Raw genomic sequence first — 23,266 nt, 5'->3', positions numbered from 1 at the left:
ACGGTAGGGCGCCCCACTGACAATCGGCTCCGACCTGCGATTCCACCTGCCCCGAGGCGGGGTTGACCGCCTCGACCCGACCGGCCCCGGCTGTGCGCCGGGACCGATTGTCAGTGCCATGGTGCACCGTGGAAACCGCATCGGATCGACCGATCCGGAGGGGGATCCATGACCGTGTCCGTACTGACCGACGCAGCCGGCGGCGACGTCCTGAGGTCGCATGCCGAGCATGCCTTCGCCGACGAGCTCAAGGCGCTCGCCGCCGCCGACGACCGCCCCAGGCCCGCCCGTTGGAAGCTCTCGCCGTGGGCCGTCTCCACCTATCTGCTCGGCGGGACACTCCCGGACGGCACACTGATCACGCCGAAGTACGTGGGCCCGCGCCGCCTCGTCGAGGTCGCCGTCACCACGCTCGCCACCGACCGGGCGCTGCTGCTCCTCGGCGTTCCGGGGACCGCCAAGACCTGGGTGTCCGAGCATCTCGCCGCGGCCGTCAGCGGGGACTCGACCCTGCTCGTCCAGGGCACCGCGGGCACCCCCGAGGAAGCCGTCCGCTACGGGTGGAACTACGCGCAGCTGCTGGCCCACGGACCCAGCCGTGAGGCGTTGGTGCCGAGCCCCGTCATGCGGGCCATGTCCGAGGGCATGACCGCGCGCGTCGAGGAGCTCACCCGTATCCCCGCCGATGTGCAGGACGCGCTGATCACGATCCTGTCCGAGAAGACGCTCCCCGTCCCCGAGCTGGGGCAAGAGGTCCAGGCGGTGCGGGGGTTCAACCTCGTCGCCACGGCCAACGACCGCGACCGCGGGGTCAACGAGCTCTCCAGCGCCCTGCGCCGCAGGTTCAACACCGTCGTGCTGCCGCTGCCCGCGACGCCCGAGGCCGAGGTGGACATCGTGTCCCGGCGGGTGGCCCAGATCGGGCGCTCGCTCGACCTGCCCCCGGCACCGGACGGCATGGCCGAGATCCGGCGCGTCGTCACGGTCTTTCGTGAACTGCGCGACGGCATCACCACGGACGGCCGCACCAAGCTCAAGTCACCGTCCGGGACGCTGTCCACGGCCGAGGCCATCTCCGTCGTCACCGGAGGCCTCGCGCTCGCCGCCCACTTCGGCGACGGCGTCCTGCGCCCAGGGGACGTGGCGGCCGGCATCATCGGGGCCGTCGTCCGCGACCCCGTCGCCGACCATGTCGCCTGGCAGGAGTACGTCGAGACCGTCGTCCGGGAGCGCGACGGATGGAAGGACTTCTACCGCGCCTGCCGTGAGGCCGCCGAATGACACCCCGCGGCAAGGGGACCGCCGCTGGACCCGCGGGGCCGCTGCTGCTGGGGGTGCGGCACCACGGCCCTGGCTCCGCCCGCGCGGTCCTGGCCGCCCTGGAAGCCGTACGGCCGAGCGCCGTGCTCGTCGAAGGGCCGCCCGAGGGCGACGCGTTGCTGCCGCTCGCCGCGCACGCCCGGATGCGCCCGCCGGTCGCGCTCCTCGCGCACGCCGTGGACGACCCGGGGCGTGCCGCGTTCTGGCCGCTGGCCGACTTCTCGCCCGAGTGGGTGGCGATCCGCTGGGCATCGGCGCACGGGATCCCCGTGCGCTTCGTGGACCTGCCCGCCGCGCACTCCCTGGCGCTGACGGAGCATCGGGAGGAGAGCGGGAAGGACGGCCCCGAGGACGGCCGGGGCATCGATCCGATCGGGATCCTCGCAGGGGCCGCGGGCTACGACGACCCCGAGCGCTGGTGGGAGGACGTCGTCGAGCACCGGGCGGCAGGCGGCGGCCCGGCCGATCCGTGTGCCCCCTTCGCCGCGCTCGCCGAGGCGATGACCGCACTGCGCGAGGCGTACGGGGACGGCGGGCACCCGCAGGACGCCGTCCGGGAAGCCGCCATGCGGCTCCAGCTGCGGGCCGCCCGCAAGGAGTTCGGTGACGGCATCGCCGTGGTCTGCGGTGCGTGGCACGTGCCCGCGCTCGGCGCGAGGACGACCGTCGCCGCCGACCGTGCGCTCCTCAAGGGGATGCCCAAGGTCAGAACGGAGCTGACCTGGGTGCCCTGGACGCACCGCAGGCTCGCCCGGCACAGCGGATACGGCGCGGGGATCGAGTCGCCCGGCTGGTACGGCCACCTCTTCGGCGCCCCCGACCGGCCCGTGGAGCGCTGGATGACCAAGGTGGCCGGACTGCTGCGCGTGGCGGACCGGCCCGTGTCCTCCGCGGATGTCATCGAGGCCGTCCGGCTCGCCGGGACCCTGGCCGCCCTGCGCGGCCGCCCGGCCGTCGGCCTGGCCGAAGCCACCGACGCGGTCAGGGCAGTCATGTGCGAGGGATCCGATGTGCCGCTCGCCCTCGTCCGGGACAGGCTCGTCGTCGGCGAGACCCTCGGCGAGGTCCCCGACACCGCGCCCGCCGTCCCCCTCCAGCGCGACCTGGACCGGCAGCAGCGCACGCTGAGGCTCAGGCCCGAGGCGGAGCGACGGGAGCTGGAGCTCGATCTGCGCAAGGACACGGACGCGGCCCGCAGCAGACTGCTGCACCGGCTGCGGCTCCTCGGAGTGCACTGGGGCGAGCCCGCCGTGGGCCGGGGCAGCACCGGGACGTTCCGGGAGAGCTGGCGGCTGCGCTGGGAGCCCGAGCTGTTCGTCCGTACCGCCGAGGCAGGGGTGTGGGGCACGACCGTCCTCGGAGCCGCGACCGCCAGGGCCGAGTCGGACGCCGTGTCCTCGTCGTCGCTCGCCGGGGTCACCACGCTCGCCGAGCAATGTCTCCTCGCCGGCCTGCCCGAGGCGCTGCCCGTCGTGATGAGGGCGCTCTCGGACCGGGCCGCCCTGGACACGGACGTGGGCCACCTCGCCGACGCACTGCCCGCCCTGGCCCGCTCCCTGCGGTACGGGGACGTGCGGTCCACCGACACCGCAGCGCTGGGAGAGGTGGCCGTCGGCCTTGCCGAGCGCGTCTGCGTGGGCCTGCCGCCCGCCTGCACCGGCCTCGACGCGGACGCGGCGGCGGAGGCCCATCGCCGGGTGGACGCGGTGCACACCGCGATCGGGCTGCTCTCCGGCGCCGTACGGGCGGACGGGCTGCCCGAGCGGTGGGCCGGTGTCCTGCACAAGCTGGCCGCCCGGGACACGGCCGCCGGTGTGATCCGGGGCCGCGCCACACGACTGCTCCTGGACGACGGACGGCTGGCGGACAGCGAGGCCGCCCGCCTGATGGGACTGGCCCTCTCGCCCGGCACCGCACCACCCGACGCGGCCGCCTGGATCGAGGGCTTCGTCGGCGGAGCCGCGGGCGGCGGCCTGCTGCTGGTGCACGACGAGCGTCTCCTCGGGCTCGTCGACGCCTGGCTGACGGGCATACCGGCCGACATGTTCACCGGCGTGCTGCCCCTGCTGCGCCGCACCTTCTCGGCCTACGAGCCGGGTGTACGGCGGACGCTGGGCGAGCTGGTGCGCCGCGGACCGGATCCCGGCAGGGCGCGCGACGAGGGCGTACCCGCCGCTCCGGGCTTCGGTGAAGGGCTGGACGAGGAGCGGGCGGACGCGGTGCTCCCGGTGCTCCGGCTGCTCCTCGGCCCGGACGCCCCGGGCCGGCGGGCGGCGACCGGATGACGGCGGGCCCCACGACCATGAGGACAGCCCTACGGCCATGAGGGCGGGCCCCACGGACACGCAGGAGAAGAAGGAGGAGAGAACCATGGACCCGACTCCGGCCGAGGACGAGCGGCTGCGGCGCTGGCGCATGGTGCTCGGCGAGGACGGCGCCGAGGGCACGGCGCGCGCGCTCACCGGCCGCGACGCCGCGATGGACGGAGCGCTGACCGCGCTGTACGAAGCGGGGAAGAAGCCCGGCGGCCGGGGCGGAACCGAGCGCTCCGCGGGGCTCGGCGCGTCCGCCCCGTCGGTGGCCCGCTGGCTCGGCGACATCCGTACGTACTTCCCGGCCCCCGTCGTCCAGGTCATGCAGCGCGACGCGATCGACCGGCTCGGGCTCTCCGCGCTGCTGCTGGAGCCGGAGATGCTGGAGGCCGTGGAACCCGATGTCCACCTGGTCGGCACCCTGCTCTCGCTGGGCAAGGCCATGCCGGAGACGACGAGGGAGACGGCCCGGGCCGTCGTGCGCAAGGTCGTCGAGGACCTGGAGCGCCGGCTGGCCACCCGTACCAGGGCCACGCTCACGGGGGCCCTGGACCGTTCGGCACGGGCGGCCCGGCCGCGCCACCGGGACATCGACTGGGACCGCACGATCCGGGCCAATCTGAAGAATTACGTGTCGCTCCCCGGCCGGGAGGGCCGGGAGGGCGGCTCGATCCGCGAAGGGGCCGGCACGGTGATACCCGAGCGCCTCGTCGGGTACGGGCGCACGGACCGGTCCGTGAAGAAGGACGTCATCCTCTGTGTCGACCAGTCCGGGTCGATGGCCGCCTCCGTGGTCCACGCCGCGGTCTTCGGCGCGGTGCTCGCCTCGATGAGGACCCTGGCGACGCGGCTCGTCGTGTTCGACACGGCCGTCGTCGATCTCACCGACCAGCTCGACGACCCGGTGGACGTCCTGTTCGGCACACAGCTCGGCGGCGGCACGGACATCAACCGCGCACTCGCCTACTGCCAGTCGAAGATCACCCGTCCGGCGGACACCGTGGTCGTCCTCATCAGCGATCTCCACGAGGGAGGGATCCGCGACGAGATGGTCCGGCGGGCCGCGGCGATGAAGGCGTCCGGCGTGCAGTTCGTGACGCTGCTCGCCCTGTCCGACGAGGGCACCCCCTCCTACGACCGCGAACACGCCGCCGCGCTTGCGGCGCTCGGTGCCCCGGCCTTCGCCTGCACTCCTGATCTCTTCCCGGAGGTCATGGCGGCGGCGATCGGGAAACGGCCCCTGCCGATACCGGACACCGGCCGGTGAGGCGGACGGCCCGGGTCCGTACCCCGGACCGGCACCGTCCGCACCCCGGACCGGACACCGCCCGACCCCGGGCCACGGGCGGTCCTGGCGGCTCCGCGGAGGTGCCGATTTGTCCCTCGTAACCCGGCCACCAGCGGGGTCTGTGACCGTTATCACCGCTCCGGTGTGATGTGCAATTTAGGGTCCGGTGCGGCGCGGGGGATAACCTGCCGGATGGACATGCCGCGTACCCGGTCACCGTGTGCGCCTCCCTAGTGACTGCGCAGTCACGTTGCCCTCGCGGCACGCCCACGCAGAAAACGAACCGCGAGACCACTAAAAGGGACGGACGCGCGTGGACCTGTTCGAGTACCAGGCGAGGGACCTCTTCGCCAAGCACGGTGTACCGGTGCTGGCCGGTGAAGTGATCGACACGCCTGAGGCAGCCCGCGAGGCGACCGAGCGGCTGGGCGGCAAGTCCGTCGTCAAGGCGCAGGTGAAGGTCGGCGGCCGAGGCAAGGCCGGCGGCGTGAAGCTGGCGGCAGACCCGGACGAAGCGGTCGCTCGCGCGACCGACATCCTCGGGATGGACATCAAGGGCCACACGGTCCACAAGGTGATGATCGCCGAGCTGTCCCCGGAGATCGAGGCGGAGTACTACGTCTCGTACCTCCTCGACCGCACCAACCGCACCTTCCTGGCCATGGCCTCGGTGCAGGGCGGCATGGACATCGAGGAGGTCGCGGAGAAGACCCCCGAGGCCCTCGCGAAGGTCCCGGTCAACGCCGTCGACGGCGTGGACATCGTGAAGGCCCGCGAGATCGTGGCCCTGGCGAAGTTCCCGGCCGAGGTGGCCGAGGGTGTCGCCGAGGCCCTGGTGACCCTGTGGGACACCTTCGTCGCCGAGGACGCGCTCCTCGTCGAGGTCAACCCGCTGGTGAAGACCAAGGACGGCCGCATCCTGGCCCTGGACGGCAAGGTGTCTCTCGACGAGAACGCCGACTTCCGTCAGCCCGGCCACGAGGCGCTCGAGGACAAGGCCGCGGCCAACCCCCTCGAGGCCGCCGCCAAGGCCAAGAACCTCAACTACGTCAAGCTCGAGGGCGAGGTCGGCATCATCGGTAACGGTGCCGGTCTGGTCATGTCGACCCTGGACGTCGTCGCGTACGCCGGTGAGAAGCACGGCAACGTGAAGCCCGCCAACTTCCTCGACATCGGTGGCGGCGCCTCCGCAGAGGTCATGGCGAACGGCCTGGAGATCATCCTCGGCGACGCGGACGTCAAGTCCGTCTTCGTCAACGTCTTCGGTGGCATCACCGCCTGCGACGAGGTCGCCAACGGCATCGTCCAGGCCCTGGAGCTGCTCAAGTCCAAGGGCGAGGACGTCACCAAGCCGCTGGTCGTGCGCCTCGACGGCAACAACGCGGAGCTGGGTCGCAAGATCCTCTCCGACGCCAACCACCCGCTCGTTCAGCGTGTGGACACCATGGACGGCGCGGCCGACAAGGCCGCCGAGCTCGCCGCGGCTGCGCTGTGACGTTGCGCGTCTCCGACACGACAAGGGACTAAGGGACTCCAACACCATGGCTATCTTCCTCACCAAGGACAGCAAGGTCATCGTCCAGGGGATGACCGGCGCCACGGGCATGAAGCACACCAAGCTCATGCTGGCCGACGGCACCAACATCGTCGGTGGCGTGAACCCGCGCAAGGCGGGCACCTCCGTGGACTTCGACGGCACCGAGGTACCCGTATTCGGGTCCGTCGCCGAGGCGATCGAGAAGACCGGCGCCGACGTGTCCGTCCTCTTCGTGCCGCCGGCGTTCGCGAAGGCCGCCGTCGTCGAGGCGATCGACGCCGAGATCCCGCTGGCCGTCGTGATCACCGAGGGCATCGCGGTCCACGACTCGGCCGCCTTCTGGGCGTACGCCGGCTCGAAGGGCAACAAGACCCGGATCATCGGTCCGAACTGCCCCGGCCTGATCACCCCCGGCCAGTCCAATGCCGGCATCATCCCGGGCGACATCACCAAGCCCGGCCGCATCGGTCTCGTGTCGAAGTCCGGCACGCTGACCTACCAGATGATGTACGAGCTCCGTGACATCGGCTTCTCCTCGGCCGTCGGCATCGGTGGCGACCCGGTCATCGGCACGACGCACATCGACGCGCTCGCCGCGTTCGAGGCCGACCCCGACACGGACCTCATCGTGATGATCGGCGAGATCGGTGGCGACGCCGAGGAGCGTGCCGCCGACTACATCGCGAAGAACGTCACGAAGCCGGTCGTCGGCTACGTCGCGGGCTTCACCGCCCCGGAGGGCAAGACCATGGGCCACGCGGGCGCCATCGTCTCCGGCTCCTCCGGTACGGCCGCGGCCAAGAAGGAGGCCCTCGAGGCCGCCGGCGTGAAGGTCGGCAAGACGCCGACCGAGACCGCCAAGCTGGCGCGCGAGATCCTCGGCGGCTGACGCTTCACCGCTTCACCGCGGTAACGGCGCGGGCCCGCACCTCCTCCATGAGGGGTGCGGGCCCGCGCCGTTTGCGTTCTGGGAACCCGCCGGGGCGGTCGTGCCGGGGAGCCCGGTCAAGGGATGTGCGGGATCAGCCGTTCCGGGCCGTGGGTGAGCTCGCTCCGCAGGGACTTCTGCAGCTTCAGGTCCTGCGGCGTCAGCTTCTCGGGTCCACCGAGCGGAGGGACACCGCCGACGCGTTCGGCGGGGGCCAGCGGCTGCTCGTACCGGGTGGGGGCCGTGTGCAGGGTGAAGGCGGTCGTGCTGATGAGCAGCACCCCGAAGCAGAGCGCCGCCCGGGTCCAGAGTTCCGCGACGCGCTCGCCGCGCGCGCGGACGGCGGGGGCCGACGGCGGTTCGGGCACCTGTTCCGCGAGGGCGAGTGCGGCCAGCCGCTCCTGGAGCACCACGGATCTGCCACCGGTATCCACGGCCTGCGCCGGCTCGGGCAGCCGCTCGGCGACGGCGGCCCGGGCGTTCAGCAGTCTGCTCGCCGCGGCGGGAGTGCTCGCCTCCGTCTCCGCGGCGGTCTCCGGCAGCCCCAGTCCCACGGCGTCGTGGAGCAGCAGGGTGCGCCGGTACGAGGGCGGCAGGGCGAGCAGCGCGTCGAGCAGTGCACGCCGCGCCGGGTCCCCGGGCGGGGCGTCGGCCCGGCGGTGGGCGCGGCGCAGCCGGTGCCAGGGCGACATCGCGTACTCGTACGAGGCCGCCCGCACCCAGCCCGCCGGGTCGCCGTCCCTGGCCACCTCGGGCCAGCGCTGCCAGGCGGTCCGGAAGGCGTGTTCGACGGCCTCCCGGGAGAGCCTCCGGCGGCCGGTCAGCAGATACATCTGACGGGTCAGACCGGGTGCGGTGCGGCCGTACAGCGCGTCGTACGCCTCCTCGGCGGTGAGGCGCTCCAGGTGCTCCCGAGGCTGCGGGGCCGGTTCGGCGATGCTCCGCGTCATGTCCGGCCTCCGTCCCCGGTGACACTGCACTGGGTGAAAAAGTACATAAACGTATATTGGGCGACACAGCGGCTATTCGCCCGTTACACGGAATAAGCGCGTGTCGTTGGCAGCATGGCCGCGTGACCCAAGTGACCGAACGCAGCCCGATGTTGCCGGCCGAGCGGAGCAGGTCCGCCGCGCTGGCCTCCGCCTTCGTGCGCGGGGTGCTGGCGGCGGGGCTCGGGCTCGGCTCGCTGGCCGTCCTGGTCATGGTGCTGTGGATCAGCTCCCCGTACCCCGACAGCGGGCCCGGCGGGGCCCTCCATGTGGCGACCGGACTCTGGCTGCTCGCCCACGGCGCCGAACTCGTCAGGGCCGACACGGTGGGAGGCCACCCCGCGCCCGTGGCGGTGGTCCCGCTGCTGCTCGTCGTGGTGCCGGTGTGGCTGGTGCACCGGGCCGCCCGGGACTCGGCGGAGACCGAAGGGAAGGACACGGCAGGACACTCGGCGGTCGGGGCGTTCTGCGCGGTGAGCGCCGGCTATCTGCTGGTGGTGTTCGCCGCGGCGGCCTACGCGCGCGACGGAGGGCTGCCGGCCGACCGCGCCTCGATCGCCTTCCCCGTCACCTTCGTGGTGGCCGGTGCGGCGGCCGCGGGGGTGTGGGCGGCCCGTGGGCGACCGCTGACCCCGCTGCTGGTCTGGGCGCCGCTGAGTCTGCAGGAGGCTGCCGCCCGCTCCAGCTTCCGGTCCGGGGCCTCGGTGGCCGTGCGATCGGCCGCCGCGGGTGTGCTCATGCTGCTCGGCGGCGGGGCGCTGCTGGTGGCGGTGGCACTGATGTGGCACACCGGTGCGGCGCGGGAGTCGTTCGTGGGGCTGGCGGGCGACTGGGCGGGCCGGAGTTCCGTGCTCCTGCTGGCGACCGCGCTCGTACCGAACGCGGCGATGTGGGGCGCCGCGTACGGGCTCGGACCTGGGTTCGCCCTCGGTACGGCGTCCCTGGCCACCCCGCTCGCCTTCACCGGGCCGCCCGCCATGCCGGATTTCCCGCTGCTTGCCGCGGTGCCGTCCCACGGACCGGGGACGGCGGCGAACTGGGCGGCCGTCGCGGTGCCGGCCGTGGCAGCCCTGGCCGTCGCCAGGTTCGTCGCCCGGGGGGCGACCCCGGTGCGCGGGGCGCGTGAGGAGGCCTGGGGGCAGACCCGTACCGCGCTGGTGACCGGGCTGGCGGCCGTCGGCTGCGGGGCCGGGGCCGCGGTGCTGGCTGCGGCGTCGGGCGGCCCGCTGGGCACCGGGGCGCTCGCGGAGTTCGGCCCCGTGTGGTGGCTGGTGGGCCCGGCCGCTCTCGCGTGGACGGCTGTGCTCGGCGTACCGGCGGCGCTGCTGTTCCGGGCGTGGCGGCTGCGGGAGGAACGGTGGGGATGGCGGTGGGAGGCGGCGAAGGGGGAGCAGGCGAAGGCGGAGCAGGCGAAGGCGGAACCGGGCGGGGAGCCGGGGCAGACGACGGAGAAGGGACCCGAGGGAGCGGACCCGGACGCGGAGCCGTACGACTTCCTGTCGGCCGGACCGTGGCACGAGGACGGGGCGAGGGAGGCGCGCTGGGCCGCGCTCAAGAAGAGCTCGGGCGGACTGATGGCGGACTTCCCGGCGGACACGGACGCGGCGCCGGGGCCCGCGCCGGTACCCGTGCCCGCGCCGGTACCGGCAACCGTCGCGCCGGTCACTCCCGCGCCGGTCACTCCCGCGCCGGTCACTCCCGCGCCGGTCACTCCCGTACCGGCCACTCCTGTGACTCCTCCTGTGCCGGCATCGCCACCGGCGCCCGCAGCTGCTCCGGTGCCGCCCCCCGCCCCCGCCGCACCCCCCGGCCCCGAGCCCACCCCCGAGCCCGATACGCCGAACGGCCGGGTTCCGGATGCCGAGGGGCATGCGGAACCCGGCCGTGAAACTACTCCGTAGCGAGCGTTCCGGTGCGCGGGAGCGCGGGGGCTATTCCTTCACGCCGAAGAAGGGCTCCAGCGGGTCGGGCAGCTTGTCGTTGCAGGCCAGGGCGCCGGTCTTGGTGAGCGCGTCGTTCACGCAGGTGTAGTAGTCGCGATAGACCAGCTGGACCGTGTAGCCGGTGGCCACGATCGCCAGGGCCAGCAGCGCCGTCACCAGCCCGCTGACGGCCGCCGTCGTCTGCTGCCGGGTGCTGCCCTGCGCGACGCCGGGGGCGGTTCGGGGCGCGGCGCCCGGCTCGGGCGTGGTGGCCCGGTCCGGGCCGTTCACGGCGGATGCCGTGGCCTGCCCCGCACCGGCCGCCTCGGTCTTGCGCGGCCCACCGCGGAGGGCGCTGATCGCCCAGTACACGGCGAGGGCGCCGAGGAGCATCGCGATCTCGGGGAAGTCGAAGAGGGCGAAGAAGAACGCCCACATGCCGCCCAGCACCGCGTACCGTGCGCGCCGCTGGGCGGGGTCGGTCGGGTCCCAGCGCAGCCCGCCGGGGTTGCCCTCGGGGCCGCCGCCCTGGCCGCTCGGCCCGCCGCTGCCGCCGGGACGGCCGCCGAAGCCGCCGTTCTGACGGCCCGGCTGCTGGTCGCTCCACTGACTGCCCCAGACCGGGCGGTCGTCGGAGTTCCCCTCGCCGCTGTCACCGTTCCCGCCGTTGCCGTGGTTTCCCGGCGCATGCGAGGGGTGGCGGGGCTGCCAGGGCTGGTCGGGCCGGTCCTCGGGCGGTGCCGCGAACGGATTGTCGTCGGACGACCCCGAAGAGGACGGCCCCGACGAGGAGTCCGGCGATGAGGACTGGCGTTCCCGCATCAGCGTGGAGGCCCGCTCGGGCAGCGGGTGGCCAAGGGCGGTGCGGAGGCGGTCCGGCATGTGGTGAACGTCTTCCCCATCTCGTCATTTCCGCCCGGGGGCGGTTCCCTGTCCCCTGACGCTACCTCCCGGCTACGCCCCCGTCCCGTGGGGGCCGCCGGGTGTGCCGGTATCGTTGCTGACGGTCGGACCGTTCGTAGAGTTCCCCGTATCGCGGGACGAGCTTCTTTCGTACGACCATACAAACGCACCTCCTGTACATCGCGTACCAGCTGCACCACGCGAGAAAGGGCCCCCACGTGGCCTCCCCGCCCCCCTCCGCCGCTCCGGCCCGTGTGGTCGTGCTCGTCTCCGGCTCAGGCTCGAACCTCCAGGCGCTCCTCGATGCGATCGGTGACGATCCCGAGGGCTACGGCGCCCGGATCGTCGCGGTCGGCGCGGACCGCTACGGCACCCTCGGCATCGAGCGTGCCGAGCGGGCCGGACTTCCCACCTTCGTGTGCAAGCTCGGCGAGTACGCGAGCCGTGACGAGTGGGACGCGGCCCTGACGGAAGCCGTGGCGGAACACCGCCCGGACCTCGTGGTGTCCGCGGGGTTCATGAAGATCGTGGGCAAGGCGTTCCTGGCCGGTTTCGGCGGCCGCATCGTCAACACCCACCCCGCCCTGCTCCCCAGCTTTCCCGGTGCTCACGGAGTCCGTGACGCCCTCGCGCACGGCGTGAAGGTCACCGGGTGCACCGTCCACTTCGTCGACGACGGCGTCGACACCGGTCCGATCATCGCGCAGGGCGTGGTCGAGGTGACCGAAGAGGAAACGGTGGAGGGCGAAGCCGCCCTCCACGAACGCATCAAGGAAGTCGAGCGCAAGCTGCTCGTCGAGGCCGTGGGGCGGCTCGCCCGTGACGGCTATCGCATTGAGGGACGAAAGGTTCATCTCGGTCATGTCGGTGAATAAGCCCATCCGCCGCGCCCTGGTCAGTGTCTACGACAAGACGGGGCTCGAAGACCTCGCCCGCGGTCTGCACGAGGCAGGTGTCGAGCTGGTCTCCACCGGCTCCACCGCCGGGAAGATCGCAGCCGCCGGTGTGCCGGTCACCAAGGTCGAGGAGCTCACCGGCTTCCCCGAGTGTCTCGACGGCCGCGTCAAGACCCTGCACCCCCGTGTGCACGCCGGCATCCTCGCCGACCTGCGCCTGGACGCCCACCGCGAGCAGCTCGCCGAGCTCGGTGTGGAGCCGTTCGACCTGGTGGTCGTCAACCTCTACCCGTTCAAGGCGACCGTCGCCTCCGGCGCGTCCGACGACGAGTGCGTGGAGCAGATCGACATCGGCGGCCCCTCGATGGTCCGTGCCGCCGCCAAGAACCACCCGTCCGTGGCGGTCGTGACCAGCCCCGAGCGGTACGCCGACGTCCTCGCCGCGGTCAAGGAGGGCGGCTTCGACCTGACCGCCCGCAAGCGGCTCGCCGCCGAGGCGTTCCAGCACACCGCCGCGTACGACGTGGCCGTGGCCGCCTGGTTCGCCGACGGCTACGCGGCCGCCGACGACTCCGGCTTCCCGGACTTCACCGGTGCGACGTACGCGCGCAAGAACGTCCTGCGCTACGGCGAGAACCCGCACCAGCCCGCCGCGCTCTACACCTCCGGCGAGGGCGGTCTCGCCGAGGCCGAGCAGCTGCACGGCAAGGAGATGTCCTACAACAACTACACGGACACCGACGCCGCCCGCCGCGCCGCCTACGACCACGACGAGCCGTGCGTCGCGATCATCAAGCACGCCAACCCGTGCGGCATCGCGATCGCCGACGACGTCGCCACGGCGCACCGCAACGCGCACGCCTGCGACCCGCTCTCCGCGTTCGGCGGTGTGATCGCGGTCAACCGGCCGGTGACCGTCGAGATGGCCGAGCAGGTCGCGGAGATTTTCACCGAGGTCATCGTCGCCCCGGCGTACGAGGACGGCGCGGTCGAGGTTCTGGCCCGCAAGAAGAACATCCGCGTGCTGCGCGCCCCCGAGGCCCCGTCCGCCGAGGTCGAGGTCAAGCCGATCGACGGCGGCGCGCTGCTCCAGGTCACCGACCGGCTCCAGGCCGAGGGCGACGACCCGGCCAACTGGACGCTCGCCACGGGCGAGGCGCTCTCCGCCGAGGAGCTGCGCGAGCTGGCCTTCGCCTGGAAGGCGTGCCGCGCCGTCAAGTCCAACGCGATCCTCCTCGCCAAGGACGGCGCCTCGGTCGGCGTCGGCATGGGCCAGGTCAACCGCGTCGACTCCGCGAAGCTCGCCGTCGAGCGCGCGGGCGAGGAGCGGGCACGGGGCGCGTACGCCGCGTCCGACGCCTTCTTCCCCTTCCCCGACGGGCTGGAGATCCTCACCGCCGCCGGAATCAAGGCCGTCGCCCAGCCGGGCGGCTCGGTCCGTGACGAGCTCGTCGTCGAGGCCGCGCAGAAGGCGGGCGTGACCATGTACTTCACCGGCACGCGCCACTTCTTCCACTGACGCACCGCAGGACCTGCCGCAGGCCGCACCCCTTCCGGGTGCGGCCTGCGGCGCGTCCCGGCGTACGGAGATCAGTCGTCCCTCTGTTCTAATGAATGGCCTTGTCGGGCCGTGGCATGACCGGCGCGACCGGCAGTGACCAGTGAGGGATTCCGTTGCGGGGGCACCGTGCTTGACCTGAACCAGAGCGAGACCGACGTGTCCGGGGAGCAGGCCGAGGGGCCGGCCGAGGCCACGCCGCACCCGGCGCCGCTGCGCCCGTACCTGATCGCCGCCGTGATCCTGTGCGCGCTCTACTTCCTCTACGGGTACCTGCGGTACAGCCACTTCCAGTCGCCCTCCTGGGACCTCGGCATCTTCGAGCAGGAGGTGCGCGCGTACGCCGGTTTCGACGCGCCCGTCGTCGACATCAAGGGCCCGGGCTATCTGATACTCGGCGACCACTTCAGCCCCGTCGTGGCGCTCCTCGTCCCGCTCTACTGGATCTGGCCGTCCGCCGTCGCCCTGCTGTTCGCCCAGGCGGCCCTGTTCGCCGGCTCGGCGGTCGTCGTCGGGCGTACGGTCCAGCAGATCCTGGGCGGACGCGCGGGCCTCTGCGCCACCGTCGCGTACGGGCTGTCCTGGGGGCTCCAGGAAGCGGCGAAGGCCGACTTCCACGAGATAGCCTTCGCCGTCCCGCTGCTCGCCCTGGTCTGCCGGGCGCTGCTCATGGAGCGCTACAGGGCAGTCGTCCTGTGGTCGCTGCCACTGGTCCTGGTCAAGGAGGACCTCGGGGTCACCGTCGCCGTCGTCGGCCTGCTCCTGGCCCTGTACGGGCGGCGGCTCCAGGGCTTCCTGCTGGCGGCGTTCGGTGTGTTCGCGTTCGCGCTGACCGTGCTGGTGCTCATACCTGCGGCCAGCAGCGCGGGAACGTACGACTACTGGAAGAAGATCGAGGAGAACGGCGGGCAGGAGGTCTCCCTGCTCGACTCCGTCCTCGGTGTGTTCGACTCCTCCGTCAAGCTGGAGATGCTGGTCTTCCTGGTCGGGATCACCGCCTTCATGGCGCTGCGCTCACCCCTGGTCCTGCTCGTCCTGCCCACGCTCGGCTGGCGCCTCCTCTCCCAGGACTCCAACCACTGGGGCATGGTCTGGCACTACAGCGCGATCCTGATGCCGGTGGTCTTCCTGGCCATGGCCGACGGCATCCGGCGGAGCCGGCGCTCGAAGCGCCCCTGGCTCGTCTCCTATGCGAACGTCGCCGCTCCCATGGCCGCGGCGGTCGCCATCGCCCTCACCCAGCACCTTCCGCTCCGTGAGCTGCTGCGCCCGGAGACGTACCGCGCCGACGCGCGCACCCACGCCGCCGAAGCGGCGGTGGACGCCATTCCCGTGGGCGCGCGGGTGGAGACGGACATCACGCTGATGGCCCACCTGACCTCGGACCGCACGGTCTACTGGGTCGGCGGGGCCCCCGGGACCGCGCCCGACGTCGTCGCGATCAACCTGGACTTCGGCTGGTCGCAGCCGATCGACGACCCGGTGAAATACGCCCAGCAGCTGCACCCGGAGGCGCGCTACCGGGTCACCCGCGAGGCGGGCTCCTTCGTCGTCATGGAGCGGACCACGCCGGCGCCCGAGAACGGCTGAAGGCCGCACACCCCCCGTGGTCGAGCGGGTGCTGCGGCCTTCATGCGGATTCCGCGTACGGCTCAGTAGCGCGGGCGCTGGAACCAGGCGGCGCCGTCCTGCTTGGCGCAGAAGACGATGATCATGATGCCCAGGGCGATGCTGATGAGGGCGAAGACATTCGTGGTGAGCAGGCTGATGAGGCTGAAGAGCGTCACGACCGAGCCGTAGACGATCGCCGAGATGCGGACGCCGTTCCTGCCGGAGGTGAACTTGGCGGCGGTCAGGATCGCCCAGAGCGCGAAGCCGAGGACCAGGACGCCGAGGATCACGAAGACGCCCATGCTCAGGTCGGCCACGTCCTCGCTGCTGGTGCCGGACGAGCTGTAGGCGTCGGTCTCCGTCAGCTTGTCGCTCAGCCAGGCGCCGCCGGCGACCATGAGGATCGCGCCGATCACCTGGAAACCGCCGAGGACGTAGAGCATGATGCGGGCGGCCTTCACGCCGCCCGGCATCTCGGCCGGCGCGCCCGGGAAGCCGTAACCGCCCTGGACCGGCGGTGCCTGCGGGTAGCCGTAGCCCTGCTGGGGAACACCCTGGGGGGCCTGCTGCGGGTAGCCGTAGCCCGGCTGACCCTGGGGCGGCTGCCCACCCTGCTGCTGGCCGTAGGGGTTGTTGGGGTCGCCGAAGCTCATGGCGAATTTCCTCCGTTGCGGATCTGTGGGGACGACGCGGCCCTGATGCGGAGGAAATCTGCGCAATCCGAACGGTTGGTCCCCCCGACCCTGCCCGCGGTGATGCGGGCCTTATCGTCGTCGTGACATCCACTATGTGTCCAGCTGATTGCCGAATGTGTTGTGCAAGTGCAACCTCACGTCCACGTGGCAAGCCAGAATTGGTACGCGGGCGGGGTCATCCGCGAGGATGGGTGTCATGACTGCCCAGATTCTCGATGGCAAGGCCACCGCAGCTGCGATCAAGTCCGATCTGACCGTCCGCGTGGCGGCCCTCAAGGCACAGGGCATCACACCCGGCCTGGGAACCCTGCTCGTCGGAGACGACCCGGGCAGCCGCTGGTACGTCAACGGCAAGCACCGTGACTGTGCCCAGGTCGGCATGGGCTCCATCCAGCGCGAACTCCCCGACACCGCCACCCAGGAGGAGATCGAGGAGGTCGTACGGGAGCTCAACGCCAACCCCGAGTGCACGGGTTACATCGTGCAGCTTCCCCTCCCCAAGGGGATCGACACCAACCGCATCCTGGAGCTGATGGACCCGGCGAAGGACGCGGACGGGCTGCACCCCATGAGCTTGGGCAAACTGGTCCTGAACGAGACCGGCCCGCTGCCCTGCACCCCGCAGGGCGTCGTCACCCTGCTGCGCCGCCACGGCGTGGAGATCAACGGCGCCCATGTGGTCGTCGTCGGCCGGGGCGTCACCATCGGCCGCCCCCTCCCGCTGCTGCTGACCCGCAAGTCCGAGAACGCCACCGTCACCCAGTGCCACACCGGTACCCGTGACCTCTCGGCGCACCTCAGGCAGGCCGACATCATCGTCGCGGCCGCCGGTGTGCCCCACCTGATCAAGCCCGAGGACGTGAAGCCGGGCGCGGCCGTGCTGGACGTCGGTGTCAGCCGGGACGAGAACGGCAAGATCGTCGGCGACGTCCACCCCGGTGTGGCCGAGGTGGCCGCCTGGGTCGCCCCGAACCCGGGCGGCGTCGGTCCCATGACCCGGGCCCAGCTGCTCGTCAACGTGGTCGAGGCGGCCGAGCGCGCCGCCGCCGAGGCCTCCGCCGTTTCCGCCGGCTGACCCGGACCGGAGGAACGTCATGGGCGCTGGTACGAGTCCGGCGGGCGGTACGCACGCGGACGGGCCGGCCGAGGAGAAAGACACGTCCGAGGAGGCCCGGATGTCCGAGAAGGCCGAGGTGTCCGGCGGGACGGCGGCGCCCGAGGAGACGCCGGCGCCCGCCGACGCCGAGACGGACGGGACCCCGGTGGCGGACGGGACCGGAGAGACAGGCGGGACCGCCGAGACGGACGGGACCGGGGAGGCAGGCGGGACCGGGGAGAGCAGCGGTTCGACCTGGGCGCCCTCACGCCGCTTCTCGCTGACCCGTGACACCGCGCGTCCCGAGGGCGGCGGCCGGGCGGCACCCGGGGACGCCCCCGCGCCGGCCCGGCAGTGGCCGCTGCTCACGGTGCTCTGCGCCGCGGGGCTCGGGCTGCTGATCGTGGGGACCGACCCGTTCGCCGAGGCGTTCAGGGTCGGCGCCATGCTGATGGGTGTCGCGCTGCTGGCCGGAGCGGTGCTGCGCTGGGTGGTGCCCTCCGTCGGCATGCTCGCCGTACGGTCCCGGTTCACCGACATGGTGACGTACGGCCTGATGGGCACGCTGATCGTGCTGCTCGCGCTGATGGCGCAGCCCGGGCCCTGGCTGGACGTCCCGTTCCTGCCGGACGTGGTCCACTTCACGATCCGCTGAAGTGGTGTCCGTCCCCTCCCCCGAGAAGGGACGGACACCGGACAGGGGAACCGGTGCAAGAAGCACCGGAATGCGGTGACTTGAGCGGCCTTGCCCTGTCCTGGGTCAAGCGTCATGGACATGAGGTACCGGGTTCAAGGGATGCCTGGTGCCTGTGGCACGGAGGTGACCATTCCGGCATCGTGTGATCGTCACGCAACGGCGGGAGGCCCGGCTCGGTACGCGCTACGGCGCACAACGGAGCCTGTGCTCATACCGAATGCCCCCGTGCGCCCCTTTGTCCGGAACTGGCATCCTGGATCTGTGCATCCTTCTGGGTAGTCCGGAGCGAGGGACCGACGCTCCGGCGACAGAGGGAAAGGCTCGGCGCCGGGGTCGGGGGCGCGCCGGGGAACGTCCGGGGGAATCGACTGGGGGGAAGCAATGCCTCGTTGGAAGGCACTACCGGAAGAACTCGATCCGCAGGTGCGGGAGTTCGCGGGTCAGCTGCGCAGGCTGGTGGACCGCAGCGGGCTCAGCCTGGCGGCGGTCGCCGACCGCACGGGCTACAGCAAGACGTCCTGGGAGCGTTATCTCAACGGCAGACTGCTCGCGCCCAAGGGGGCGATCGTCGCGCTCGCCGAGGTGACGGGCACTCAGCTCCACCATCTGACGACGATGTGGGAGCTGGCCGAGCGGGCCTGGAGCCGCTCGGAGATGCGCCACGACATGACGATGGAGGCCATCAGGATCTCCCAGGCGCGCGCGGCGCTCGGCGAGGCGGGTGTGGCCGCGGCCCCCGTGTCGAGCAGGCGTGCGAGCCGCGTGGCCGGCGGCGGTACGGGAGTCTCCACCGCGGCGGGGCCCGGAGGGCCCGGGGACGACGGACGGGACACCGCCCGCCCGCCGTCCGTGCCCGTCCAGCGCTCCGCGGCTCCGCGGATTCCGCAGCAGCCGCAGCCGGGTTCCGCCCCGGGCTCCGGCGGAGACGGACACGGACACGGTGCGGGCGGCAGCCCCGGAGCCCGGCAGCAGGGTGGCCGTCGCAGGCTGACGCTGTTCCTGATGGGCGCCGTGGGCGCGCTCCTGCTGATAGCCGGGGCCGTGCTGCTCACCGATCTGGGCGGGGACGACGAGGCCGACGCGGCGCCCGCAACACCGTCCGCCGCGCCCGCCACCAGTGCGTCCCAGCTGCCCGCCGGGGTCGAGTGCAGCGGCGCCGACTGCACCGGCCAGGACCCGGAAGCCATGGGCTGCGGCGGCCAGTTCGCGGACACGGTGGCCAGGGAGACGGTCGGCGGAGGCCTGGTCGAGGTCCGCTACAGCGAGACCTGCGGGGCCGCGTGGGCCCGTATCACCCAGGCGTCCCCGGGGGACACCGTGAAGATCACCGGCGGTTCCGCGGAACAGGACGGCACGGTGGACGCGGACGCCGACGCGTACACCCCGATGGTCGCCGTGAAGAAGGCCTCCGACGCCAAGGCCTGCGCGACCCTCGCCTCCGGGACGACCGGCTGCACCACACCTGAGTGACGCACGGGGCCGCTGCGCTGTGTGACCGACTGTGCGCGGTCCCACAGGGGGGTGGGCGGTCCGGGCGGCGAGGGTCGGATAGCCTGACGGCTGGATATCTCTTCACGTCAAGATTCAGAGATATCCAGCACCAGGGGCAGGGACCCCCACCGCCAGCTGTCTAACGGAGATCGCCATGACCCGCACTCCCGTGAATGTCACCGTGACCGGCGCAGCCGGCCAGATCGGCTACGCGCTGCTCTTCCGCATCGCGTCCGGCCACCTGCTCGGCCCGGATGTGCCGGTCAACCTGCGACTCCTCGAGATCCCGCAGGGCCTGAAGGCCGCCGAGGGCACCGCCATGGAGCTCGACGACTGCGCCTTCCCGCTGCTGCGCGGCATCGAGATCACGGATGACGCCAACGTCGGCTTCGCCGGCGCGAACGTCGCTCTCCTCGTCGGCGCCCGCCCGCGCACCAAGGGCATGGAGCGCGGCGACCTGCTGTCCGCCAACGGCGGCATCTTCAAGCCGCAGGGCAAGGCCATCAACGACAACGCCGCGGACGACATCAAGGTCCTCGTCGTCGGCAACCCGGCCAACACCAACGCCCTCATCGCCCAGGCCGCCGCCCCGGACGTACCGGCGGAGCGCTTCACCGCGATGACCCGCCTGGACCACAACCGCGCGATCTCGCAGCTGGCCGCCAGGACCGGTGCCGCCGTCTCCGACATCAAGCGGCTGACGATCTGGGGCAACCACTCGGCGACCCAGTACCCGGACATCTTCCACGCGGAGATCGCCGGCAAGAACGCCGCCGAGGTCGTCAACGACGAGGCCTGGCTGGCCGACACCTTCATCCCGACCGTCGCCAAGCGCGGCGCCGCGATCATCGAGGCCCGTGGCGCGTCCTCGGCCGCCTCGGCCGCCAACGCCGCCATCGACCACGTGCACACCTGGGTCAACGGCACCGCCGAGGGCGACTGGACCTCGATGGGTATCCCGTCGGACGGCTCCTACGGCGTCCCGGAGGGCATCATCTCCTCCTTCCCGGTCACCACGAAGGACGGGAAGTACGAGATCGTCCAGGGCCTGGACATCAACGAGTTCTCCCGTGCGCGCATCGACGCGTCGGTGCAGGAGCTCACCGAGGAGCGCGACGCGGTCCGCGAGCTCGGCCTGATCTGACCGGGGTCCGGCCACCGGCCGGTACCGGAGCGGTACGAGGGCGCCCCCGGCAGCAGCTGCTGCCGGGGGCGCCCTCGTCCGTGTGCTCAGCGGCCGAGCAGCCGTTCCGCGAGGTCCCGTACGGCGTCCGCCGCCCTGCGCTGGAGCTGCGGGCCGAAGGTGATCCGGGTCGCGCCCAGCTCACCGAGCCGGCGGACGGCGGCGGGGCCGTCGGGGGCGCCGACCGCGTTGAGCGGGACCGGCAGCGCGGCGGCCAGGGCGGGAAGAGTGTCCGCCGGGGCCATGATCGGGTAGACGCAGTCGGCACCGGCCCCGGCGTAGAGCAGGGCGCGGGCCGTCGTGTCCGCGGCCACGTCCCCGGCGGCCGGGTCCCCGTGGATGTACGTGTCGACGCGGGCGTTGACGAAGAGGTGCCCGCCCGCTGCGGCGCGCACCTCGGCGAGCCGGTCGGCCTGTTGCCGCGGGTCGACGAGGACGCCGTCGACCGAGTCCTCCAGGTTGCAGCCGACCACCCCGGCCTCCAGGAGGCGTTCGACGAGTTCGGCCGGGGCCAGGCCGTAGCCGGCCTCGATGTCCGCCGACACGGGAACGGACACCGCCCTGGCGATCCGGGCCACCGCCGCGAACATCTCCCCGGCGGGCGTGTGCCCGTCGGCGTGACCGAGGGAGGCGGCGACCCCGGCGCTGGGGGTGGCCAGGGCCGGGAAGCCGGCCTCCTCGAACACACGGGCGCTCGCGGCGTCCCAGGGGCCGGGCAGGACCAGCGGGTCCCCCGGAGGCCGGCCGTGGTGCAGGGCGCGGAAGGCGGACGCGGGCTCGTTCATCGGGGCTCCCGTGGGAAGAGGCGTGGGGGCGGCGGGGCGGGGGCTTCCTCACCCCGCCGCCCGGGCACGGCGGTCAGTGCTTGATGTCGCCGGGCGTGTAGTGCCCCGGGGTCAGCCGGGCGGTCACACCGAACCGGTTCCAGGCGTTGATCACCGTGATCGTGGCGATCAGCTGGGCGAGCTCGGCCTCCTCGAAGTGCTTCGCGGCCCGTGCGTAGACCTCGTCCGGCACGAAGCCGTCCGTCAGGACCGTCACCGCCTCGGTGAGCTGGATCGCCGCCAGCTCCTTCTCCGTATAGAAGTGCTGCGACTCCTCCCAGGCGCCGAGCTGGATGATCCGCTCGACGGACTCGCCCGCCGCGAGGGCGTCCTTCGAGTGCATGTCCAGGCAGAACGCGCAGTGGTTGAGCTGCGAGGCGCGGATCTTCACCAGTTCGAGCAGGGTCGGGTCCAGTCCCTTACGGGCTGCGGCGTCCAGCCGGACCATGGCCTTGTAGACGTCGGGGGCGAGCTGGGCCCACTGCAGACGGGCGGGGTGCTCGGGGGCGTTCCCGTTGGGCGTGCGGTCGTGTGTGTGCGTGGTCATGGATACGACGCTAACCATCGGATGGCACACCGGTATGGTCCATTTCCATGACAGATTCCTGGGCCGCTTTCGGCGCCGACCTGCACATCGAACCGGTCGGCGCGGGCCTGCGCAGCGGGCTGATGGACGCGCTGCGGGAGGCCGTGCGCACCGGGCGGCTGACGCCCGGCACCCGGCTGCCGTCCTCCCGGACGCTCGCCGTGGACCTCGGGATCGCCCGTAACACCGTGGCCGACGCCTATGCCGAGCTCGTGGCCGAGGGCTGGCTCACCGCACGGCAGGGGTCGGGGACCAGGGTCGCGCAGCGGGCCAGTGCGCCGGGTCCGGCCGCCCGGGACGCCAGGGCCCGGCCGGTGCGCAGGCGTCCTGCCCACAACCTGATGCCGGGGTCGCCCGACCTCTCCTCCTTCCCGCGCGCCGAATGGCTGAGGGCCGCCAGGCGCGCCCTCACCGCCGCTCCCGACGCGGCCTTCGGGTACGACGATCCGCGGGGCCGCGTCGAGCTGCGGAGCGCGCTGGCGGACTACCTGGCACGGGCGCGCGGGGTGTACGCGGACCCGGAACGCATCGTGATCTGCTCCGGGTTCGTCCACGGGCTCACGCTGATGGGGAAGGTGCTGCGGCGCCACAAGGTGCGCGGGGTCGCCGTCGAGTCGTACGGGCTGGACATCCACTGGAACCTGCTGGCCGACGCGGGTCTGCGCACCCCGTGCCTCCCGGTGGACGCGCTCGGGGCCGGGACCGGCGCGCTGGGAGGGGCACCTGGCGTGGGTGCGGTGCTGCTGACCCCCGCCCACCAGTTCCCCACGGGTGTCCCGCTCCACCCCGACCGGCGGGCCGCGGCGGTCGACTGGGCGCGGTCCTCGGGCGGCCTGATCCTGGAGGACGACTACGACGGCGAGTTCCGCTACGACCGCCAGCCGGTCGGCGCGCTCCAGGGGCTCGACCCGGAACGGGTCGTCTACCTGGGCACGGCCAGCAAGTCGCTGGCGCCCGGGCTGCGGCTGGCCTGGATGGTGCTGCCGGAGAACCTGGTGGAGGAGGTCTGCGAGGCGAAGGGCGGCTTCGACTGGATGTCCGGGGTGCCGGACCAGCTGACGCTCGCGGAGTTCATCGCCTCAGGGGCGTACGACCGGCATGTACGGGCGATGCGGCTGCGCTACCGGCGCCGCCGCGACCAGCTCGTCGAGGCGCTCGCCGACCGGGCGCCGGACTTCCGGGTGAGCGGTATCGCGGCGGGGCTGCACGCCGTGCTCGAACTCCCCGAGGGGACCGAGCAGTCGGTCGTCCAGGCCGCCACCTGGCAGGGGCTCGCGCTGGAGCGGCTCTCGCGCTTCCGGCACCAGGACGCGGAGCCGGGCCGCGACGGGCTGGTCATCGGCTACGGCACTCCGTCGGAGAGCGGCTGGGCCGGCGCGCTGGACGCCCTCTGCCGGGTGCTCCCGTAGACGGGGCGCCGGAGCACGCGG

Annotated in this window: 19 protein-coding genes; 14 read left to right on the top strand and 5 right to left on the bottom strand. The window is 72.5% G+C overall.

The window, feature by feature from the left end:
* Positions 1-168 precede the first annotated feature (168 nt).
* The 5 genes from ACIRD8_RS07465 (at position 169) to sucD (ending at position 7,346) form a co-directional block, all read left to right on the top strand.
* Entirely contained in the window at positions 169-1,281 is a 1,113-nt protein-coding gene (locus tag ACIRD8_RS07465; protein WP_403987576.1) for an AAA family ATPase, read from the top strand.
* Positions 1,278-3,605 carry a DUF5682 family protein gene (locus tag ACIRD8_RS07460; protein WP_403987573.1) on the top strand — a complete coding sequence of 776 codons (2,328 nt, stop codon included), beginning with the start codon at positions 1,278-1,280 and terminating at the stop codon, positions 3,603-3,605. Before ACIRD8_RS07465 ends, ACIRD8_RS07460 begins: the two co-directional genes overlap by 4 nt.
* A gap of 85 nt (positions 3,606-3,690) precedes the next feature.
* The gene (locus tag ACIRD8_RS07455; RefSeq protein ID WP_403987570.1) at positions 3,691-4,899 is read left to right on the top strand and encodes a vWA domain-containing protein; all 1,209 of its coding nucleotides are present in this window, start codon (positions 3,691-3,693) and stop codon (positions 4,897-4,899) included.
* 334 nt (positions 4,900-5,233) lie between these two features.
* Complete coding sequence (gene sucC / locus ACIRD8_RS07450; protein WP_403987567.1) at positions 5,234-6,415, top strand: ADP-forming succinate--CoA ligase subunit beta; 1,182 nt, start codon at positions 5,234-5,236, stop codon at positions 6,413-6,415.
* A gap of 46 nt (positions 6,416-6,461) precedes the next feature.
* A complete protein-coding gene (gene sucD / locus ACIRD8_RS07445; RefSeq protein WP_099173770.1) occupies positions 6,462-7,346 on the top strand; it encodes a succinate--CoA ligase subunit alpha in 885 nt (294 codons plus the stop codon).
* A gap of 116 nt (positions 7,347-7,462) precedes the next feature.
* On the opposite strand, the gene ACIRD8_RS07440 is transcribed toward sucD, so the two are convergent.
* A complete protein-coding gene (locus ACIRD8_RS07440; RefSeq protein WP_403987564.1) occupies positions 7,463-8,335 on the bottom strand; it encodes a sigma factor-like helix-turn-helix DNA-binding protein in 873 nt (290 codons plus the stop codon).
* Between the two features lie 149 nt (positions 8,336-8,484).
* On the opposite strand from ACIRD8_RS07440, the gene ACIRD8_RS07435 reads away from it, so the two are divergent.
* Entirely contained in the window at positions 8,485-10,275 is a 1,791-nt protein-coding gene (locus tag ACIRD8_RS07435; protein WP_403988677.1) for a DUF6350 family protein, read from the top strand.
* A 30-nt stretch (positions 10,276-10,305) separates the two neighbouring features.
* On the opposite strand, the gene ACIRD8_RS07430 is transcribed toward ACIRD8_RS07435, so the two are convergent.
* Positions 10,306-11,178, bottom strand: a complete 873-nt coding sequence (locus ACIRD8_RS07430) for a hypothetical protein (RefSeq protein WP_403987562.1) — start codon at positions 11,176-11,178, stop codon at positions 10,306-10,308.
* A 239-nt stretch (positions 11,179-11,417) separates the two neighbouring features.
* Between ACIRD8_RS07430 and purN the strand changes: the two genes are divergently transcribed.
* The 3 genes from purN (at position 11,418) to ACIRD8_RS07415 (ending at position 15,243) form a co-directional block, all read left to right on the top strand.
* Positions 11,418-12,074 carry a phosphoribosylglycinamide formyltransferase gene (gene purN, locus ACIRD8_RS07425; protein WP_403987559.1) on the top strand — a complete coding sequence of 219 codons (657 nt, stop codon included), beginning with the start codon at positions 11,418-11,420 and terminating at the stop codon, positions 12,072-12,074.
* On the top strand, positions 12,061-13,614 hold the full coding sequence (gene purH, locus ACIRD8_RS07420; protein WP_403987556.1) for a bifunctional phosphoribosylaminoimidazolecarboxamide formyltransferase/IMP cyclohydrolase: 1,554 nt from the start codon (positions 12,061-12,063) through the stop codon (positions 13,612-13,614). The genes purN and purH overlap by 14 nt, the downstream gene beginning before the upstream one ends.
* A 168-nt stretch (positions 13,615-13,782) precedes the next feature.
* A complete protein-coding gene (locus ACIRD8_RS07415; protein ID WP_403987553.1) occupies positions 13,783-15,243 on the top strand; it encodes a DUF2079 domain-containing protein in 1,461 nt (486 codons plus the stop codon).
* Between the two features lie 62 nt (positions 15,244-15,305).
* Here the strand turns inward: ACIRD8_RS07415 and ACIRD8_RS07410 are convergent, their stop codons facing one another.
* Positions 15,306-15,917 carry a hypothetical protein gene (locus ACIRD8_RS07410; protein ID WP_403987550.1) on the bottom strand — a complete coding sequence of 204 codons (612 nt, stop codon included), beginning with the start codon at positions 15,915-15,917 and terminating at the stop codon, positions 15,306-15,308.
* Positions 15,918-16,155: 238 nt separating this feature from the next.
* On the opposite strand from ACIRD8_RS07410, the gene ACIRD8_RS07405 reads away from it, so the two are divergent.
* The 4 genes from ACIRD8_RS07405 (at position 16,156) to ACIRD8_RS07390 (ending at position 20,387) form a co-directional block, all read left to right on the top strand.
* Positions 16,156-17,034 (top strand): bifunctional methylenetetrahydrofolate dehydrogenase/methenyltetrahydrofolate cyclohydrolase, encoded by an 879-nt coding sequence (locus ACIRD8_RS07405; protein WP_099173763.1) that lies wholly within the window; start codon positions 16,156-16,158, stop codon positions 17,032-17,034.
* A gap of 19 nt (positions 17,035-17,053) precedes the next feature.
* Positions 17,054-17,710, top strand: a complete 657-nt coding sequence (locus ACIRD8_RS07400) for a DUF3017 domain-containing protein (RefSeq protein ID WP_403987547.1) — start codon at positions 17,054-17,056, stop codon at positions 17,708-17,710.
* A 423-nt stretch (positions 17,711-18,133) separates the two neighbouring features.
* Entirely contained in the window at positions 18,134-19,222 is a 1,089-nt protein-coding gene (locus ACIRD8_RS07395; RefSeq protein ID WP_403987544.1) for an XRE family transcriptional regulator, read from the top strand.
* Positions 19,223-19,397: 175 nt separating this feature from the next.
* Positions 19,398-20,387 carry a malate dehydrogenase gene (locus ACIRD8_RS07390; RefSeq protein WP_393762299.1) on the top strand — a complete coding sequence of 330 codons (990 nt, stop codon included), beginning with the start codon at positions 19,398-19,400 and terminating at the stop codon, positions 20,385-20,387.
* A gap of 86 nt (positions 20,388-20,473) precedes the next feature.
* Here the strand turns inward: ACIRD8_RS07390 and ACIRD8_RS07385 are convergent, their stop codons facing one another.
* Both ACIRD8_RS07385 and ACIRD8_RS07380 read right to left on the bottom strand, forming a co-directional pair.
* Positions 20,474-21,211, bottom strand: coding sequence for an isocitrate lyase/phosphoenolpyruvate mutase family protein (locus ACIRD8_RS07385; protein WP_403987541.1), 738 nt, complete (start codon positions 21,209-21,211; stop codon positions 20,474-20,476).
* Positions 21,212-21,284: 73 nt separating this feature from the next.
* Positions 21,285-21,797 (bottom strand): carboxymuconolactone decarboxylase family protein, encoded by a 513-nt coding sequence (locus ACIRD8_RS07380; RefSeq protein WP_403987538.1) that lies wholly within the window; start codon positions 21,795-21,797, stop codon positions 21,285-21,287.
* 47 nt (positions 21,798-21,844) lie between these two features.
* On the opposite strand from ACIRD8_RS07380, the gene ACIRD8_RS07375 reads away from it, so the two are divergent.
* Positions 21,845-23,245, top strand: coding sequence for a PLP-dependent aminotransferase family protein (locus tag ACIRD8_RS07375; protein WP_403987535.1), 1,401 nt, complete (start codon positions 21,845-21,847; stop codon positions 23,243-23,245).
* Positions 23,246-23,266: the final 21 nt, after the last annotated feature.

The organism is Streptomyces sp. NPDC102451 (assembly GCF_044765485.1).
Classification (GTDB): domain Bacteria; phylum Actinomycetota; class Actinomycetes; order Streptomycetales; family Streptomycetaceae; genus Streptomyces.
Note: the sequence above shows the minus strand (reverse complement) of the source record. Positions and strands in the feature narration are given on the sequence as shown.

What these genes read in the sequence shown, in the direction of transcription:
- ACIRD8_RS07465 (WP_403987576.1), top strand. Translation starts at nt 169, where the DNA reads ATGACCGTGTCCGTACTGACCGACGCAGCCGGCGGCGACGTCCTGAGG.
- ACIRD8_RS07460 (WP_403987573.1), top strand. Translation starts at nt 1,278, where the DNA reads ATGACACCCCGCGGCAAGGGGACCGCCGCTGGACCCGCGGGGCCGCTG.
- ACIRD8_RS07455 (WP_403987570.1), top strand. Translation starts at nt 3,691, where the DNA reads ATGGACCCGACTCCGGCCGAGGACGAGCGGCTGCGGCGCTGGCGCATG.
- sucD (WP_099173770.1), top strand. Translation starts at nt 6,462, where the DNA reads ATGGCTATCTTCCTCACCAAGGACAGCAAGGTCATCGTCCAGGGGATG.
- ACIRD8_RS07440 (WP_403987564.1), bottom strand. Translation starts at nt 8,335, where the DNA reads ATGACGCGGAGCATCGCCGAACCGGCCCCGCAGCCTCGGGAGCACCTG.
- ACIRD8_RS07435 (WP_403988677.1), top strand. Translation starts at nt 8,485, where the DNA reads ATGTTGCCGGCCGAGCGGAGCAGGTCCGCCGCGCTGGCCTCCGCCTTC.
- ACIRD8_RS07430 (WP_403987562.1), bottom strand. Translation starts at nt 11,178, where the DNA reads ATGCCGGACCGCCTCCGCACCGCCCTTGGCCACCCGCTGCCCGAGCGG.
- purH (WP_403987556.1), top strand. Translation starts at nt 12,061, where the DNA reads ATGTCGGTGAATAAGCCCATCCGCCGCGCCCTGGTCAGTGTCTACGAC.
- ACIRD8_RS07410 (WP_403987550.1), bottom strand. Translation starts at nt 15,917, where the DNA reads ATGAGCTTCGGCGACCCCAACAACCCCTACGGCCAGCAGCAGGGTGGG.
- ACIRD8_RS07405 (WP_099173763.1), top strand. Translation starts at nt 16,156, where the DNA reads ATGACTGCCCAGATTCTCGATGGCAAGGCCACCGCAGCTGCGATCAAG.
- ACIRD8_RS07400 (WP_403987547.1), top strand. Translation starts at nt 17,054, where the DNA reads ATGGGCGCTGGTACGAGTCCGGCGGGCGGTACGCACGCGGACGGGCCG.
- ACIRD8_RS07395 (WP_403987544.1), top strand. Translation starts at nt 18,134, where the DNA reads ATGCCTCGTTGGAAGGCACTACCGGAAGAACTCGATCCGCAGGTGCGG.
- ACIRD8_RS07390 (WP_393762299.1), top strand. Translation starts at nt 19,398, where the DNA reads ATGACCCGCACTCCCGTGAATGTCACCGTGACCGGCGCAGCCGGCCAG.
- ACIRD8_RS07385 (WP_403987541.1), bottom strand. Translation starts at nt 21,211, where the DNA reads ATGAACGAGCCCGCGTCCGCCTTCCGCGCCCTGCACCACGGCCGGCCT.
- ACIRD8_RS07380 (WP_403987538.1), bottom strand. Translation starts at nt 21,797, where the DNA reads ATGACCACGCACACACACGACCGCACGCCCAACGGGAACGCCCCCGAG.
- ACIRD8_RS07375 (WP_403987535.1), top strand. Translation starts at nt 21,845, where the DNA reads ATGACAGATTCCTGGGCCGCTTTCGGCGCCGACCTGCACATCGAACCG.